General features: G+C 65.6%; 15 protein-coding genes. 8 read left to right on the forward strand and 7 right to left on the reverse strand.

What is annotated here, in order from left to right; all coding sequences use genetic code 11:
* Positions 1-78 precede the first annotated feature (78 nt).
* The 4 genes from SOM61_RS03950 to SOM61_RS03965 form a co-directional block, all read right to left on the reverse strand.
* Positions 79-261 (reverse strand): DNA gyrase inhibitor YacG, encoded by a 183-nt coding sequence (locus SOM61_RS03950; RefSeq protein WP_320472883.1) that lies wholly within the window; start codon positions 259-261, stop codon positions 79-81.
* A 19-nt stretch (positions 262-280) separates the two neighbouring features.
* Positions 281-1036, reverse strand: a complete 756-nt coding sequence (gene zapD, locus SOM61_RS03955) for a cell division protein ZapD (RefSeq protein WP_320472884.1) — start codon at positions 1034-1036, stop codon at positions 281-283.
* A gap of 87 nt (positions 1037-1123) precedes the next feature.
* Positions 1124-1741 (reverse strand): dephospho-CoA kinase, encoded by a 618-nt coding sequence (gene coaE, locus SOM61_RS03960; RefSeq protein WP_320472885.1) that lies wholly within the window; start codon positions 1739-1741, stop codon positions 1124-1126.
* Positions 1738-2613, reverse strand: coding sequence for a prepilin peptidase (locus SOM61_RS03965; RefSeq protein ID WP_320472886.1), 876 nt, complete (start codon positions 2611-2613; stop codon positions 1738-1740). The genes coaE and SOM61_RS03965 overlap by 4 nt, the downstream gene beginning before the upstream one ends.
* Before the next feature lie 249 nt (positions 2614-2862).
* On the opposite strand from SOM61_RS03965, the gene SOM61_RS03970 reads away from it, so the two are divergent.
* The 8 genes from SOM61_RS03970 (at position 2863) to SOM61_RS04005 (ending at position 13143) form a co-directional block, all read left to right on the forward strand.
* A complete protein-coding gene (locus SOM61_RS03970; RefSeq protein ID WP_320472887.1) occupies positions 2863-3744 on the forward strand; it encodes a DMT family transporter in 882 nt (293 codons plus the stop codon).
* A 26-nt stretch (positions 3745-3770) separates the two neighbouring features.
* Positions 3771-5060, forward strand: a complete 1290-nt coding sequence (locus tag SOM61_RS03975) for a D-tagatose-bisphosphate aldolase, class II, non-catalytic subunit (RefSeq protein ID WP_320472888.1) — start codon at positions 3771-3773, stop codon at positions 5058-5060.
* Positions 5061-5062: 2 nt separating this feature from the next.
* The gene (locus SOM61_RS03980) at positions 5063-6280 is read left to right on the forward strand and encodes an SIS domain-containing protein (RefSeq protein ID WP_320472889.1); all 1218 of its coding nucleotides are present in this window, start codon (positions 5063-5065) and stop codon (positions 6278-6280) included.
* Positions 6264-7232: an N-acetylglucosamine kinase gene (locus SOM61_RS03985; protein WP_320472890.1), complete on the forward strand. Its 969-nt coding sequence runs from the start codon at positions 6264-6266 to the stop codon at positions 7230-7232. The genes SOM61_RS03980 and SOM61_RS03985 overlap by 17 nt, the downstream gene beginning before the upstream one ends.
* 12 nt (positions 7233-7244) lie before the next feature.
* Entirely contained in the window at positions 7245-8348 is a 1104-nt protein-coding gene (locus tag SOM61_RS03990) for an amidohydrolase family protein (protein ID WP_320472891.1), read from the forward strand.
* A gap of 153 nt (positions 8349-8501) precedes the next feature.
* The gene (locus SOM61_RS03995) at positions 8502-9347 is read left to right on the forward strand and encodes a DeoR/GlpR family DNA-binding transcription regulator (RefSeq protein WP_320472892.1); all 846 of its coding nucleotides are present in this window, start codon (positions 8502-8504) and stop codon (positions 9345-9347) included.
* Between the two features lie 55 nt (positions 9348-9402).
* Entirely contained in the window at positions 9403-11490 is a 2088-nt protein-coding gene (locus SOM61_RS04000) for a glycoside hydrolase family 36 protein (protein ID WP_320472893.1), read from the forward strand.
* Positions 11491-11772: 282 nt separating this feature from the next.
* A complete protein-coding gene (locus SOM61_RS04005) occupies positions 11773-13143 on the forward strand; it encodes a hypothetical protein (protein ID WP_320472894.1) in 1371 nt (456 codons plus the stop codon).
* Positions 13144-13174: 31 nt separating this feature from the next.
* Here SOM61_RS04005 and SOM61_RS04010 read toward each other — a convergent pair whose 3' ends face one another.
* From SOM61_RS04010 to pilB, 3 genes are read right to left on the reverse strand one after another with little or no spacing between them, the layout of a single operon-like run.
* Complete coding sequence (locus tag SOM61_RS04010) at positions 13175-13819, reverse strand: hypothetical protein (protein ID WP_320472895.1); 645 nt, start codon at positions 13817-13819, stop codon at positions 13175-13177.
* Between the two features lie 58 nt (positions 13820-13877).
* A complete protein-coding gene (locus tag SOM61_RS04015; RefSeq protein ID WP_320472896.1) occupies positions 13878-15110 on the reverse strand; it encodes a type II secretion system F family protein in 1233 nt (410 codons plus the stop codon).
* A 35-nt stretch (positions 15111-15145) separates the two neighbouring features.
* Positions 15146-16873, reverse strand: a complete 1728-nt coding sequence (pilB, locus tag SOM61_RS04020) for a type IV-A pilus assembly ATPase PilB (protein ID WP_320472897.1) — start codon at positions 16871-16873, stop codon at positions 15146-15148.
* Between the last annotated feature and the right edge of the window lie 121 nt (positions 16874-16994).

Here is a 16994-nt window from a genome sequence, read left to right on the forward strand (position 1 = left end):
GGCAGCGCGAAGGACTTGGGTTCCCGCCTTCGCGGGAACGACGTATGTGGTGATCGCGAGAGCGACGTATGTGGTAAATCAGCGCTCGGGTGGCGTCTCGTCGAGTGGATCCGCCGGCGCAGCGCCGGGGATCACGAATTTCTCTTCGGCCCAGGCGCCCAGGTCGATCTTCTTGCAACGCTCGGAGCAGAACGGGCGGAACTTGTTCGTGTCGATCCATTCGACTTGTTTGCCGCAAGTGGGGCAGGCTACGACGGTCATCGGTACTACCAATCAAAAATCAGAAATTGCAGAGGGTCAGGTCGAACGGCACGTCTTCTTCCAGCGGCTTGGGCTTGCAATCGCCGTCCTGGGTGGTGAAGCGTACCCACAGCATGTACTTGTTGGCCGAGATCTCGGGGATCGCTCCCGCCGATTCGTCCAGGGTCAAGCGCAGCATCTGGTAGATTTTACCCTGTAACATCTGTTGATAGCTGCCCGCCGAGGCGAACATCTTGACCGGCGCGCCCGAATTGCGCAGCAGGCGCAGCACCAGGGCCAGCGCCTCGAGCAGCGGGGCGAGTGGCCCGAACCAGCCCATGATGTCGGCATGGCGCTGCTCGGCCGGGCGCTTTTGCCAGGCGTAGTAGGAGGGCAGGTCGAATTCGCAGGCGCCGCCCGGGATGATGGTGCGGCCGCGGATGCTCATCAGCCATTCGTTTTCGCGCACGTTCTGGCCGGTCTTGCCCTGGCTGGTGACCAGCGCGCTGCTGGCCTTGTCGAGTTCTGCCAGGACGGCGTCGAGCGTGTCGGCCGCGACCGCGGGATTGCTGCGGTAGGCCAGCAGCGATTGCTTCTGCCGTTCGAGTTCCTGCAGCAGGTCCGATTTCAGGTCGGCGCGGCCGGCCACTTCCAGCATGTCGAAGATCGTCGCGAGGGCGACATGGTGCTGCATCGGGTGTTCCTGCTGCACGAAGAACTTGAACTTCTCGTACAGGTCCTCCAGCCGCAACAACGTGCGAATCCTCTCGTTGAAAGGGTATTCGTAGACGATCAAAATGACATTCCTCTGAATGTAGGCTGGGGAGCAACTTGGTGATTCTGAACCATACGAAGCAAAATTACAAACACTGCATCAATCTTGTTACATACTCAACGACAGATACCGCTCGTGCAAGCGTTTTACCTGGGGGAACAGGGCTTCCAGGCCATCGTCGTTGTCGATCACGTCGTCGGCCGCAGCTAGCCGCTGGGCTCGCGTGACCTGGGTCGCCATGATGGCGCGCACCTGGTCGGCGGACAGGCTGCTGCGTTGCATGACACGCGCGACCTGGGTGTCTTCCGAGCAGTCCACGGCCAGCACGCGCGACACCCGCTCGGCCCAAGTACCCGATTCGATCAGCAGCGGCACCGCATAGATCACGTAAGGGCCAGTGGCGATGGCCGCCGCCGCCGCGGTGGAGTCGCGGATGCGCGGATGCAGGATCGCTTCCAGCCGTCCGCGCGCCCCGGCATCGGCAAACACCAGGCTGCGCATGCGCGCGCGGTCCAGGGCGCCCTCCGGCGTGGCGAAGTCGGGTCCAAATTCGGCCAGGATGGCCGGCATCGCCGCGCCGTGCGGGGCGGTCAGGGAATGGGCGATGGCGTCGGTGTCGACGATCGTGGCGCCCAGGTCGGCAAACAGCTCGGCCACGGTGCTCTTGCCGCAGCCGATGCCGCCGGTGAGGCCAACCGAGAACGCCGCGCCGCGCACCGTGTTCATGCGCCGCCCAGCAGGCCGGCGCTGAAACGGCCCAGCTGCTCGCCATACAGCATGGCGATCAGGCCGGCCGCCGCCAGGTAGGGGCCAAAGGGAATCGGCTTGTCGCGTCCGCGTTTGGCGAACACGATCAGGCTGATGCCGACCACCGCCCCCACCACCGAGGACAGCAGGATGATGGTCGGCAGGGCGGTCCAGCCCAGCCAGGCGCCGAGCGCCGCCAGCAGCTTGAAGTCGCCATATCCCATGCCCTCCTTGCCGGTGGCGAGCTTGAATACCCAATACACGGCCCACAGCACCAGGTAGCCGGCGGCTGCGCCGATCACGGCATCCTGCAGCGGCACGAAGGTGGCGTTGATGTTGATGAGCAGGCCCGCCCACAGCAGCGGATAGGTCAGGTCGTCCGGCAGCAGCTGGGTATCGAAGTCGATGAAGGTCATCGCGATGAGCAGCCAGGCGAACAGCAGGCTGCCCATGCCGGCCGCGCCGCTGCCGAAGGTCCACACCAGCAGCCCCGAGACGATGGCGGTAAACAGTTCGATCGCCGGATAGCGCGCCGAGATGCGCGTCTTGCACTTGCGGCACTTGCCGCCCAGGGCGAGCCAGCTGACGACCGGGATGTTTTCGATGGCCGTGATCTGGTGGCCGCAGCAGGGGCAGGCCGAGCGCGGCACCATCAGGTTGAAGCGGTCGGTATGCGGCGGCTCCTTGCCGCTTTCCTGCGCCACGTAGTTGTCGGACTCGCGCTGCATCATCTTGGGGATGCGGTAGATGACCACGTTCAGGAAGCTGCCGACCAGGAGGCCCAGCAGGGCGGCCACGAGGGTAGGGCCCAGCAGGGCAGGGGGCGCAAACAACAACGATTCCAGGGGCATGTCGATCTGGTCCGAGACGAATGGGCGGCGCCATCCGGGTACCGACGGCCTGCCGCAGAGTGATTCCTTACATCAACCTCATTGTAGGGGTTTTCCCCGGATTTGGCGAAGGTGTTCTCCTTACGCTGCTGCATCGCAAAAATCATACGGTTATGCGTTAAATCGAAAGTTTTCGAAAGTTATTTGATATTTCGAAAGCCTTCCATTACTATCTGCTTATAACGAAGAAACCTGAGGAGGACGACGACGATGAAAACCCACTGGCTTGGCTACGCCCTGGTGACCACCCTGCTGTGGGGCGTGTGGGGCGCCTTCGCCGGGCGTCCGGTGCAGAACGGCTTTCCCGAGACCCTGGTGTATGTGGTGTGGGCGCTGACCATGATTCCGCCGGCGCTGTTCGCGCTGGCGCGCATTGGCTGGCGCGTGCGGCGCGACGGCCCGGCTATTTGCCATGGCCTGGCCATCGGCCTCCTGGGCGCGGGCGGACAGATGATCCTGTTCCACGCGGTCAAGGAAGGCCCCACTTACCTGATCTTCCCCCTCATCTCGCTGTCACCCGTCATCACGATCGCCCTGTCGTATGCCTTCCTGCGCGAACGCACCGGCGCCATGGGCGTGGCCGGCATCGTGCTGGCGCTGTGCGCGCTGCCGCTGTTCGACTACGCGCCGGAACAGGGCGGCGTGGCCTATGGCTGGTGGTTCGTGCTGGCGCTGGGCGTGCTGGTGGCCTGGGGCCTGCAGGCCTACTTCATCAAGCGCGCCAACGCCATCATGGATGCCGAAAGCATCTTCTTCTACATGGCCCTCAGCGCACTTGCTTTCATTCCGGTCGCGCTGGCCATGACCGACTTCTCGCAGCCGATCAACTATGGCCTGGATGGCCCATGGCTGGCCGCGATCACGCAGGTGCTCAATGCGGTCGGCGCGCTGACCCTGGTGTACGCCTTCCGACATGGCAAGGCGCTGGTGGTGTCGCCCCTGGTCAATGCCGGCGCGCCGCTGCTGACCACCATCATTTCGGTGGCGATGGCGGCGACCCTGCCGAACGGTTTCAAACTGGCCGGCATCGGCCTCTCGCTGGCGGCCGCGCTGTTCCTGGCGCTGCAGCCCGATGAGCCGAGCGCCGCCTGAAGTCTCTCTATCTGGAGTCAACCACAATGCAAGTGCTTCTCGACCTCGTCCAACGCCATCACGCGGGCCAGCCCGCAGGCATCCATTCAGTGTGTTCGGCGCACCCGCTGGTGATCGAGGCCGCCTTCGAGACCGGCCTGGAAGCCGAAGGTCCGGTGCTGATCGAAGCCACCTCGAACCAGGTCAATCAGGATGGCGGCTATACCGGGATGACGCCCGCCGCCTTCCGCGACTTCGCGTTCGGCATCGCCGACAAGGTGGGCTTTCCACGCGAACGCATCCTGCTGGGGGGCGACCACCTGGGCCCGAACTGCTGGCAGGGCGAGCCGGCCGCCAGCGCGATGGCCAAGTCCGAGGTGCTGATCGACCAGTATGTCGCTGCCGGTTTCCGCAAGATCCACCTCGATTGCTCGATGTCGTGCGCGGGCGATCCGGTGCCGCTGCCGGATGAAGTCGTGGCCGAACGCGCCGCGCGCCTGGCCGTGGTGGCCGAGCGCGCCTGGCAGCGCGCGGGCGGCGAGGCGCCGGTGTATATCGTCGGCACCGAGGTGCCGGTGCCGGGCGGCGCCCACGAAGAGCTGGCCGAACTGGCCGTGACCACGCCCGATGCGGCGGTGCTGACCATCGCCGCTCACCGGGCTGCGTTCAATGCGGCCGGCCTGGAGGCGGCGTGGCCGCGCGTGATCGGCCTGGTGGTGCAGCCGGGCGTGGAGTTCGATCACCACAAGGTGATCGACTACCGCCCGGAAAAGGCGCAGGCGCTGAGCCGCTTCATCGAGGGCGAACCGACCATGGTGTTCGAGGCCCACTCGACCGACTACCAGACGCCGGGCCTGCTGCAGGCGCTGGTGCGCGACCACTTCGCCATATTGAAGGTCGGCCCCGGCCTGACCTTCGCGCTGCGCGAAACGCTGTGGGCGCTGGCCGACATCGAAGCCGAGATGAACGTTGCAGGCAAGAGCGGCTTCAAGGAGGTCGTGCTGGACGTAATGCGCGCCGAGCCGGATTACTGGCGCAAGTACTACCACGACGCCGGCAGCCTGCTGTTCGACCAGCAGTACAGCCTCAGTGACCGGATCCGCTACTACTGGCCGCATCCGCGCATCCAGGCCGCGCAGGCGGCGCTGGTCGCGAACCTGGAACGCCAGCCGGCGCCGCTCACCTTGCTGAGCCAGTACCTGCCATTCCATTACGAAGCCGTGCGCGAGGGCCGGGTGCGCAACGCACCGCTCGCGCTATTGAAAGAAGGGGTAGCCCGCGTGCTGCGCCAGTATATGCGCGCCTGCCAGCCGGGCGCCGAACCTAGGGAGCAGTGAACATGCAAGCAGTACAGGATGCCGTGCAAGGCGGCAGTGAATTATTTGGACAGGATCTGGCCCGCCTCGATGCGCTGGGCGGCGGCGTGACGGCGCGCGAGATCGCGCAGCAGCCGGCCGTGTGGCCGCAGATCGATGCGCTGGTGAGCGCGCAGCGCGCGCAGATCGACGCCTTCCTGGCGCCGCTGCTGGCGCGCCCGGAGCTGCGCATCGTGATGGCCGGCGCCGGCACCTCGGCCTTCATCGGCGAGTGCCTGGCGCCCGGCCTGTTGCGCCAGGGCCGGCGCGCCGAGGCCGTGCCGACCACCGACCTGGTGTCGGGCCCGGACCGCTATTTCCAGCGCGGCGTGCCAACCCTGGTGGTGTCGTTCGGCCGTTCCGGCAGCAGCCCGGAAAGCGTGGCGGCGGTGCAGCTGGCCGACCAGCTGGTGGACGACGTCTACCACCTGGTGATTACCTGCAATGAAGAGGGCCAGCTGTACCGCATGACCCAGGACCGCGCCAATGCGCTGGCGATCCTGCTGCCCGACGCCACCCACGACCGCGGCTTCGCGATGACGACCAGCTTCACCTCGATGCTGCTGGCCGCGGCGCTGGCGTTCCGGGTGCTGGCGCCGGGCGTCGGCGCCCGCGTGGCGCCGGCGGCGACCCAGGTGGGCGCGCGCGCGCTGCCGCTGCTGACCCAACTGGTGGCGCAGGACTTCAAGCGCGTGGTCTACCTGGGCAGCAACGAGCTGCGCGGCCTGGCGCGCGAAGCCTCGCTCAAGCTGCTGGAGCTGACCGACGGCCAGGTGGTGGCGCTCCACGATTCGCCGCTGGGCTTCCGCCACGGTCCCAAGACCATCGTCGACGACCGGACCCTGGTGGTGGTGCTGCTGTCGAACGATCCGCAGGCGCGCCGCTACGACCTCGACCTGCTGCGGGAGCTGCGCGGCGACCGCCGCGCCGGCCGCGTGCTGGCCCTGGACGCCCAGGGCGATGCGGCGCCTGACGACGATACCTTCGTGTTCACGGGAGCGGACGCTGTGCAAGACCTTGAACTGGCGCTGCCCTACGTCGTGTTCTGCCAGTGCTTCGCCTTCCTGCGCTCGTTGTCGATGGGCGTGCGTCCGGACACGCCGAGCATGTCCGGCACCGTCAACCGCGTGGTGCGCGGCGTGACCATCTATCCATTTGCTTCTCCCGTCGATCACGAGGCCACCCATGTTCCTCGGCGTTGACGGCGGCGGCACCAAGACCGCGTTCGCACTGATCGACGCGCACGGCAGCGTGCTGGCGCGTCATGAAGATGGCGCCACCTACCACGTCGACGCCGGCATGCCGGCAGTGGCCGCGACCCTGCAGCGCGGCGTGCAGGCGCTTCTGTCCACGGCCGGCATCGATAGCGGCGCGGTCACCTACGCTTTCTTCGGCCTGCCGGCCTATGGCGAGGACCGCGCGGCCCAGCGCGAGCTCGATGCGGCGGCCGGCGCCATCTTCGGCCCCGAGCGCACCCGCTGCGGCAATGACATGGTGTGCAGCTGGGCCGGTTCGCTGGCCTGCATGGACGGCATCAGCGTGATCGCCGGCACCGGCTCGATGGCCTATGGCGAAGTCGCAGGCCGCCAGGCGCGCGCCGGCGGCTGGGGAGAGCTGTTCAGCGACGAGGGTTCGGCCCACTGGATCGCGCGCGCCGGCCTGACCCTGTTCTCGCGCATGAGCGACGGCCGCGCGCCCAGGGGCGCCCTGTACGGCCTGATGCGCGAGCGATTGGCGCTGGAGGACGATCTCGACCTGTGCGCCGTGGTGTACGGCGAGCTCGGGGGCGAGCGCAGCCGCATCGCCCAGCTGGCGCGGCTGGTGACCGAGGCGACGGCCCTGGGCGACGAACAGGCGCGCGCGATCTTCGTCGATGCCGCGCGCGAGCTGGCCGCGATGGTGGATGCGGTGCGCGACCGGCTCGACGTCGATCCAGAGCTGTCGCTACCGGTGTCCTACACGGGCGGCCTGTTCGGCGACGGCAGCCTGCTGCGCGCGCCATTCGCGCAGGCGCTGGCCGCCTGCGCCAGGCCCTATCGCCTGCAAACGCCGCGGCTGGCGCCGGTGCTCGGCGCCGCCTTGTACGCCGCCCGCAGCGCCGGGCAGCCATTGAGCGAGGCCGCGCTGGAGCGCCTCGCCTCGCAGACCCGATAGACAGGAGCACACATGCAGCAGAACGATATGCACAAGCGCCTCTTTTGCACCATCCTCCTTGCCGCACTGGCAGCGCCATTCGGCGTGCTGGCCGCCGACAGCTACACCATGCAGGATTACGAGAGCGTGGCCAAGATCGACGCCCACCTGCACTTGCACGGCCTCGAGCAGGGCCCGTTCCTGGAATTGGCGCGCAAGGCCAATTTCCGCGCGTTGACGATCAACGTCGACTATCCGGTGTTCCCGGCGCTGGAGCAGCAGCAGCGCGTGGCCAGCAAGCTGCACCACGAGCATCCGGCCACCGTCGGCTGGATCGCCAGCTTCAGCGCGGACAACCTGCTGCAGCCGGCCTGGATCCCGGCGACGCTGCACCGGCTGGATGCGGCGCTGCAGGATGGCGCGGTGGGCGTGAAGGTGTGGAAGAACATCGGCATGTCCGAGCGCGATGCGCAGGGCAAGCTGGTGATGGTCGACGACGCCCGCATCAAGCCGCTGTTCGACGCTTTTGAAGAACGCGACGTGCTGCTGGTCGGGCACCAGGGCGAGCCGCACAACTGCTGGCTGCCGCTCGAGAAGATGACGACCAAGAACGATCGCGAATACTTCAAGAACCACCCGCAGTACCACATGTACAAGCAGCCGAAGATGCCGAGCTACGAAGACCAGATGGGTGCGCGCGACCGCCTGCTGGCCGCTCATCCGCGCCTGCGCTTCGTCGGCGTGCACATGGCCTCGCTGGAGTGGAACGTGGACGAGCTGGCGCGCTTTTTGGACCGCAATCCGACGGCCAATGTGGACATCGCGGCGCGCATCGGCCAGATCCAGCACCAGTCGCAGCGTGACCGCGAGCGGGTGCGGCAGTTCTTCATCACCTATCAGGACCGCCTGATGTACGGCTCAGACCTGGCCCAGTCGGCGGCGCAGAGCCAGGCCGACTTCGTGACCGACCTGGATGGCGTGTGGCGGCGCGACTGGCGCTACTTCAATACCGACGACGAACTCACCACGCCGGACCTGGACGGCGTGGTGCGCGGCCTGGCGCTGCCGAAGGCGGTGGCCGACAAGCTGTTCCGCCAGAACGCCGAGCGCGTGTTCCCGGGCGCCTGGAAGGCATGATCATGCTGTCTTCATACGTAAGTGGGAAGGGGAGTAAAAAATAGTCTGAACTTTCGTTTCTTGCATTTTCATCCTGTATCATCAATCCGTTAATGAAGCAACGATCACGTATATAACGGAACCGCGGCGGCGAACCGGCGCGAATGGATGAAAATGAAGCAAGCAAAAAAAACAGAAACGAAAGTTTCGAACGGTAGCGAAGGCAAGCCCCCGGAAGCGCTGCCCGATCAGGATCTGCTGGTGGCCGAACGGCGCCGCAAGATCCGCGAAATGGTGGCCGAGCGCGGGCGGGTAACGGTGGCCGAGCTGTCGGAGATGTTCGGCATCTCGCTGGTGACGGTGCGCGCCGACCTGAACGTGCTGGCCGAGATCGGCGCAGTGGTGCGCACCCGCGGCGGGGCCCTGGCCCAGCGCGCCGACGAGGACTTGCCGATCGGCGTCAAGCAGTCGCTGCACCGCGCCGAGAAGGTCCGCATCGCGGAAGAAGCGGTCAAGCTGATCGGGGAAGGGCAGACCATCGTGCTCGACTCGGGCACGACGACCGCCGAAATCGCCAAGCAGATCCGCGGCCTGAAGCTGCAGTCGGTGAACGTGATCACCAATGCGCTGAACATCGCCGTGCTGCTGGCCGGCGCGCCGCACGTGACCCTGATCATGCTCGGCGGGGTGCTGCGTCCCAGCTCGTATTCGCTGGGCGGCCCGCAGGCCGAGCAGGGGCTGGAAGGCCTGCATGCCGACATCCTGTTCCTGGGCTTCGACGGCCTGGATCCGGAGATCGGCGTGATGACGCCGCACCTGCTCGAAGCGCGCCTGAATTCGCGCATGCTGGGCATCGCCCGCCGCGTGGTGGCGGTGGGCGACTCGTCGAAGATCGGACGGCGCAGCCTGTCCATGATCGCGACGATCGAACAGATCGACCAGATCATCACCGATGCCGGCGTGCCGGCGGAGATGGTCGAGGCGCTGCGTTCGCGCGGCGCGCAAGTGGTGCTGGTGTAGGGCGGCTCGGCCGGCCGGCGCCGGCTGTGTTGTACCTCACAAGCAAGGAGACAAGATGACCGAAGTGCATAGCGAGCGTCGCCGCACCCTGTTGCAGTGGCTGGCCGGATCGGCCGTGGCTAGCGGCATGGGCGCCGGCGTGGCGGTGGCTGCGCCTCAGGGTAAAAACGTGGCGCGCATCGGCGACGCCGCCCTGGGACTCGAATTCGACGGCCAGATGCGTAGCCGCCTGCTGGCGCGCCAGGGCGGCGCAACGGTCGCGGTCACGGGCTTTCACGCCAGCGAACGGCTGCGCGTGACGGGCGGGCGCTGGATCGACAGCTTCGCGCTTGGCGCGCAGGCGGTCGACCGCGTCGACGGCCCGCACGGCGCGGGCGTGCGCCATCGCCTGACCGGCGCGTCGAAGGACGGCGTGGAAAAAACCGTGCTGGTCACCTTCTATGAACGCCACCCGGGCCTGGCCCTGCTGCGCGTGAGCTACCGTAACAATGGCCAGACCGCGCTGCCGGTCGAGGCCTGGTCGAACAGCGGCTACACGCTGCTGCCGGCCAAGCGCGCGCCAGGGCGCGGCTTCTGGAGCTTCTCGGGTTCGTCGCACGCCGACCGCCGCGACTGGGTGCAGCCGCTCAAGGATGGCTTCGACCAGCGCAACTTCATGGGCATGAACTCGTCCGACTATGGCGGCGGCACGCCGGTGGCCGACGTCTGGCAGCCCGAGCACGGCATCGCCGTGGGCCATCTCGACACCGTGCCGCGCCTGGTGGCGCTGCCGGTGCAGCAAGTCAAGGCCGGCGCCGCGCTGGCGATCGAGTTCGAGCAGGCCGTGGTGCTGCAACCGGGCCAGGAGCTGACCACCCTGGACACCTTCGTCACCGTGCACACGGGCGACTACTACGCGGCCCTGGACCGCTACCGCCTGGTGATGGCCGAGCGCGGCCTGGCGGCGCCGCAGGCGGGCGATGAATCGTACGAGCCGATCTGGTGCGCCTGGGGCTATGAGCGCGACTTCACGATCCCCCTGATGACCGGCACCCTGGCCAAGGCCAAGGAACTGGGCCTGGAATGGGCGGTGCTGGACGATGGCTGGCAAACCAACGAAGGCGACTGGAAGATCGACCGCAAGAAGTTCGCGCGCGGCGAAGAAGACATGAAGAAGCTGGTGGACGATATCCACGGCGCCGGCCTGAAGGCGCGCCTGTGGCTGGCGCCGCTGGCGGCCGATCCGGGCACCGACCTGCTGCACCAGCATACCGACCAGCTGCTGCTGGACGAGAACGGCGCGCCGCAATTCGTCACCTGGTGGAACGCCCTGACCCTGTGTCCGGCCTATGAGCCGGTGATCGAACAGACCCGCGCGCTGGTGCGCAAGATCATCGGCGAGTGGGGCTACGAGGGCCTGAAGCTCGACGGCCAGCACCTGAACGGCGTGGCGCCATGCCACAACCCGGCGCACAATCACGCGCGTCCGGAAGAGTCCTTCGAAAAGCTGCAGGACTTCTGGAAGATGGTGTACGACACCGCGCGCGAGATCAATCCGAAGGCGGTGGTCGAGTTCTGCCCCTGCGGCACCTCGTATGCCTTCCATACGCTGCCTTACACCAACCAGGCGCCGTCGTCCGACCCGCTGTCCTCGTGGCAGGTGCGGCACAAGGGCAAGACCCTGAAAGCCCTGATGGGCCCGACCGCGGCCTATGCCGGCGACCACGTCGAACTGAGCGACGGCGGCGACGATTTCGCCTCGTCGGTGGGCATCGGCGCGGTGGTCTCGACCAAGTTCACCTGGCCCGAAGACCCGAAGCCGAAGGACAGCTACCTGCTGACGGCGGTCAAGGAAGCGAAGTGGCGCAAGTGGATCGGCATCTACAAGGACAAGATGCTGCCCAAGGGCCAATATCGCGGGGAACTGTACGACATCGGCTTCGACAAGCCGGAAACCCATGCGGTCGAAAAGGATGGCCGGCTGTACTTTGCTTTCTATGCGAAGGAGTGGTCGGGCCAGGTCGAACTGCGCGGCTTGAAGGAAGGCCGCTACCGCGTACGCGATTACGTCGAAGACCGCGACCTGGGCGAAGTGAGCGCGGCCAGCAACAAGCTCAAGATCGGGTTTGAGCAGGCGCTCTTGCTCGAGGCAATTCCGGTCTGAGTCTAATGGCGTTAAGTAAGGCGAAAGTCTTCCTGAGTTAGCGTGAAAACGTCGTCCCCACGAAGGTGGGGACCCAATCTTGCAAGCGTTTCGACGACGTTTGCAGAACTTGGGTCCCCGCCTGCGCGGGGGCGACGTATTTGACGGTTAGCTCCGCAGCTTGACTTAATGGCATTACGGTCTGAGCCGGCATGGACGGCATCGCAACACGATTGCGGTGCCTCATGGATGGCGCGCTGCGTAGCGATAGGCTGAAGCCGAGCCTACCCCCGCCATGCCGCCATGCCGAGTCCGACCTTCACCTTCCTGAACCACGCCGGCTTCCTGCTGCGCACCGACCATGCGCTGCTGCTGGCCGACCCCTGGCTGGACGGCACGGTGCTGAACGACGCATGGAGCCTGCTCGACCGTTCCACCAATACCGCCAGGCTGATCGCCGAGCTGAACGCGAGCGGCCTGCCGGTGTTTATCTGGTGTTCGCGCGCCCAGCCCGATCGCCTGTCGGCGCCTTTCCTGCGTCGCTTTCGCGCCGAATTCCGCGGCATCGCCACCTTCCTGTATCGCCAGGGCCGCGACTGGCGCCTGCACGGTGAGCTGCGGCGCAACCGCTTCGCCATGGCCGAGTGCCCCGACGGGCAGCCGCGCACGCTGGCGCGCGACCTGCGCCTGACGGCGTTTGCCAACGGCGAAGGCGATTCGTATTGCCTGGTCCGCTGCGGCCGGCGCACGCTGCTGCACCTGGGCGAGCGCGCGCTCGCCACCCACGCCGCCTGCCGCGCCGCCGCCGAGCGCCTGCGCCAGGCCAATGACCGCGTCGATGTGTTGTTGACGGGCTTCGCCGACATGGCCTGGTGCGGCAATCCCGACGACTTCGCCCGGCGCGAAGCGGCGGCCGAGCAGGGCATCGAGCGCCTGGCGCTGCAGGCCGAGACCTTCAGGCCAAGGCTGATCGTGCCGGTCGCGTCCTTTGCCCGCTTCAGCCGCGTCGACAATGCCTGGCTCAACCACGGCCGCCGCACACCGCTGGGCGTGCTGGAGGCGCCGCGGCTGGAAGCGCAGCGCGGCCTCATCCGGTTCTTGCAGCCGGGCGCGCGCTTCGACCTCGAGTTCGACAGCCCGGCCAGCCTGGCGGCCCAGCACGAGCAGGCGCTGGCGCACTGGATGCGCTGCTGGCGCGACCGGCCCGAGCCGCTGCCGCGTCCAGCCCGGGCGACGGTGGCGGAGTTGAAAGAGGCTTTTCTCAGGTATCGCGAGCGGGCAGGGGAGCGGCTGCACGGCTTGCCGCGGGTGCTGGAGCGCTTGCGCCTGTCGCGGCCGCTCGTGCTTGCGCTGCCCGATCTGCGCCAGACGCTTGAGTTGTCTTATCTGCGCGGCCTGCGTCTGCTGGCGCGCGACGCGCAGGCCGATGTGGCGATGTGTTCGGGGACGGCGCTTTATCTGCTGCGGGCAGAGGATGGCTTCGATACGACGTATGCGGGAGGGTGTTTCTGGGTCATGCGCGGGAGTGGGTTGTCGGTGTTTGGGAGGTTCTTTTTGCCGCAGCGCATGGGGCGGCGTGGGCTGGATCGGCAGCGGCCCTGGGCAACTGGCAGTATGTTGCTGAGGGCGACACTGGAGTGGGCGATGCGCGGGATCCGAACTGCCTTGAGATAGCGTGCCTTTGCCGGCGTATGCGAACAAGCCGCTAGTCGGCAGTTGAACTGTCCCCAGCGTGCGTGGTAAAGAGAGACAGGAGGAGTCCTATTCCAACACTCATGAACACATCATCCATCAACATCGCTGGTGAGTACCAGGATTCCGATGAAGGTCCTTGTCGGGAAAGGCAGAAGATAACAAATCCGAAGTAGGCGAGCAGACATCCAATCCCGATCAACAAACTTTCAAGCGTCGAGTGCTTTTTTGATTTCTCAAGAAGTGGTGTAACAAGCGGGGTCATGAAAAACGCAATTCCAAAAAGATGAACGAATCTGTTGGCGAACCAAAATTCGACATCGTTGTATGGTTTGCTCTCCGAATAGCCTCCGTCTAAGGATGTAACACAGATATTGATAGCAATATAAACGAGCATTACCAACGCCACCCGACGCTTTTCGTGCAATCCGTTCTGCCAGATGTGGCCGGTTCTCGTAATGAAGATATAAAGGCTGACCCCCAGGGTGATCAACAAAAATGTTCCCTGCCAGGGATAGGGACCATAGAGCGCAACTGGTAGAGCCAGCAATAGGTAGCTCCAACTTAATGGCTTCCCTTCGCGCAAGGAAATTTTTACTTGAGCACCCGCTTTCGCCATGATGGTTGCCATGTTCTTCATTTTTTGATCTGGTTGCATTGTGTGCATCAATGGCGAGCAGTCAGTGGGCGTGATCCGCTTTCGCTTGCTCTCGGCATTACACCACCGAACCGAGCTTGAAGATCGGCAAATACATCGCAATCACCAGTCCACCGATCAGCACGCCGAGAATGACCATGATGAGCGGCTCCATCAGCGACGACAGCGCCGCTACCGCCTCATCGACTTCATCCTCGAAGAAATCGGCCACCTTGCCCAGCATCGCATCGAGCGAACCCGACTCTTCGCCGATCTGCACCATCTGGATCACGAGGTTCGGGAATACGTCCGCATTCTGCATCGAGGCGGTCAGGCTGGTGCCGGTGCTTACTTCGTTCTGGATCTTGCGCGTCGCTTCCAGGTAGACCGCATTGCCAGAGGCGCCGCCGACCGAGTCGAGCGCTTCGACCAGCGGCACGCCGGCCGCGAACATGGTGGCCAGGGTGCGCGTCCAGCGCGCGATGGTGGCCTTGCGGATCACGCTGCCGAAGATCGGCAGGCGCAGCAGCAGGCGGTCCATCACCTGCTGCATCCTGAGCGAGCGGCGCCAGGCCTGAAAGAACAGGTACAGCCCGGCGAACAGCGAGCCGAAGATCACGTACCACCATGCCACGACGAAGTCCGAGATCGCCATCACCACCACGGTCGGGGTCGGCAGGTCGGCGCCAAAGCTCGAGAACACCTGCTTGAAGGCCGGCACCACCCAGATCATGATCACGGCGGTGACGATCAGGGCCACCGCCAGGATCGCGATCGGATAGGTCAGGGCCGACTTGATCTTGCCCTTGAGCGCCAGCGTCTTTTCCTTGTAGATCGCCAGGCGGGTAAGCAGGTCTTCCAGGATGCCGGCCTGTTCGCCGGCGCCGACCAGGTTGCAGAACAGCGGATCGAAGTACAGCGGGAACTTGCGGAAGGCGCGGTTCAGGCTGGTGCCGGTCTCGACGTCGTTGCGCAGGTCCTGGATCAGCTTGGCCATCGACGGGTTGCTGTGGCCCTTGCCGACGATGTCGAACGATTGCAGCAGCGGCACGCCGGCCTTCATCATGGTCGCGAGCTGGCGCGTGAACATGGTCAGGTCCTTGTCCGTGATCTTGCGCCCGCTGCGGTAGACCTTCTTCTTGACCTTGGTGACCATGATGCCCTGGCGGCGCAGGGTCACGTTGACGATCGCCTCGCCGCCGGCGCGCACCTCGCCGCGCACGACGCGGCCGGTCTTGTCCTTGCCTTCCCAGGCGTACACGTTCTCCTTGACCTGCGCGCCGCGGCTCTTTGGTTGGTGGGAAGTTGCCATGTATTCGTGTTCCTGTTTGCAGTTTGACTGCGGTCTTATTCGTTGGTACAGCCAAGCACTTCTTCAACGCTGGTCAGCCCCTGTTTGACTTTCAGCAGGCCCGAGCGGCGCAAGGAGTTGACGCCTTCCTTCTCGGCCTGGGCCGCGATTTCCATGGAATTGCCATTGGCCAGGATCAGTGCCTCGATACTAGGGGATATCGGCATGATCTGGTAGATGCCGACGCGGCCCTTGTAGCCCGAACCCAGGCAGCGGTCGCAGCCGACCGGGCCATACGGCCGCCAGTCGCCGTCCAGGTCGCTCTCGCGGTAGCCGGCGGCCAGCAGGGCCTCGCGGCTGGTCTCGAGCGGCTGCTTGCAGCCGCACAGGCGCCGCGCCAGGCGCTGGGCCGTGATCAGGATCACCGACGAGGCGATATTGAACGGCGCCACGCCCATATTCATCAGGCGCGTCAGGGTCGACGGCGCATCGTTGGTGTGCAGGGTCGAGAACACCATGTGGCCGGTCTGGGCGGCCTTGATCGCGATGTCGGCGGTTTCCAGGTCGCGGATCTCGCCGACCATGATGATGTCCGGATCCTGGCGCAGGAAGGATTTCAGCGCCACCGGGAAGGTCAGGCCGGCCTTTTCGTTGACGTTGACCTGGTTCACGCCCGGCAGGTTGATCTCGGCCGGGTCTTCCGCGGTCGAAATATTAATCCCCGGCTTGTTCAGCAGATTCAGGCAGCTGTACAGCGACACCGTCTTGCCCGAGCCGGTGGGGCCCGTCACCAGCACCATGCCGTAGGGACGGGCGATCGCGTCGAGCAGCAGCGCCTTCTGGTCCGGATCGTAGCCGAGCGCGTCGATGCCCATCTGGGCCTGGGTCGCGTCCAGGATACGCATCACGGTCTTTTCGCCGAACAGCGTGGGCAGGGTGCTGACACGGAAATCGATGGCGCGCGTGGCCGACAGGATCAGCCGCATGCGGCCGTCCTGCGGCACCCGCTTTTCGGCGATGTCCAGCCGCGCCAGCACCTTGATGCGCGACACCAGTTTTTCGCGGATCGACAGCGGCGGCGACGCGTGGTCGCGCAGCACGCCGTCAACGCGCAGGCGGATCCGGTAATACTTTTCGTAGGGCTCGAAGTGGATGTCCGACGCGCCCGTCTGTACAGCGTCCATCAGGATCTTGTTCAGGAAGCGCACGATCGGTGCGTCCTCGACGTCGCTGGCGGCCTCGGTCGGCGTTGCCGACTGCTTATCTTCTTCGGCGAATTCGATCTCGGCGTCGTCGCCGGCCAGCTCGCTCAAATCCTGTTCGGCGCCCTTGGCGATCGCGGCCAGCAGATTCAATAGCGCGTCGTGCGGCACGATCACCGGCTCGACCGTCGCCTCGCTCTGGAACTTGATCTGGTCCAGGGCCTGGGTATTGGTCGGGTCGGACAGCGCGACCGACAGCTTGTTGCCGCGCTTGGCCAGCGCGATCACGCGCTGGGCCTGCATCAGCCTGGCGTCGATGGCGCTGGTGGGCAGGAACTCCGGCGCGAAGGCCGACAGGTCGAACAGCGGATAGCCGAAGGTCTCGGCGCAGAACGCGGCCAGCGCGCGCGGCTCGATCGCGCCGCTGGCGAGCACGGCGTCGATGAATGCGGTCTTTTCCTGGATGGCCTTCTTGTGCAGCATGTCCGCCTGCGCGGCGCTCAGGCGATTGGCCTGTACCAGGGCGCGCGCCAGGCCCGACAGTTGCGTGCCGGTGGTCGTGTTGGGGAGGACTGCTGCCATATGCGCCGTGTGTGGGAACCTCAGGGGAAGCGACAAGGGCGCCGGGCGGGCCGGCGGACCAACGGATCATGCCTACAGGCACTAACTTTGTAAAGGATTTGGTGTTGCTCAGATGCGTCCA

Source organism: Massilia sp. CFBP9012, from assembly GCF_034045115.1.
Taxonomy (GTDB): domain Bacteria; phylum Pseudomonadota; class Gammaproteobacteria; order Burkholderiales; family Burkholderiaceae_D; genus Telluria.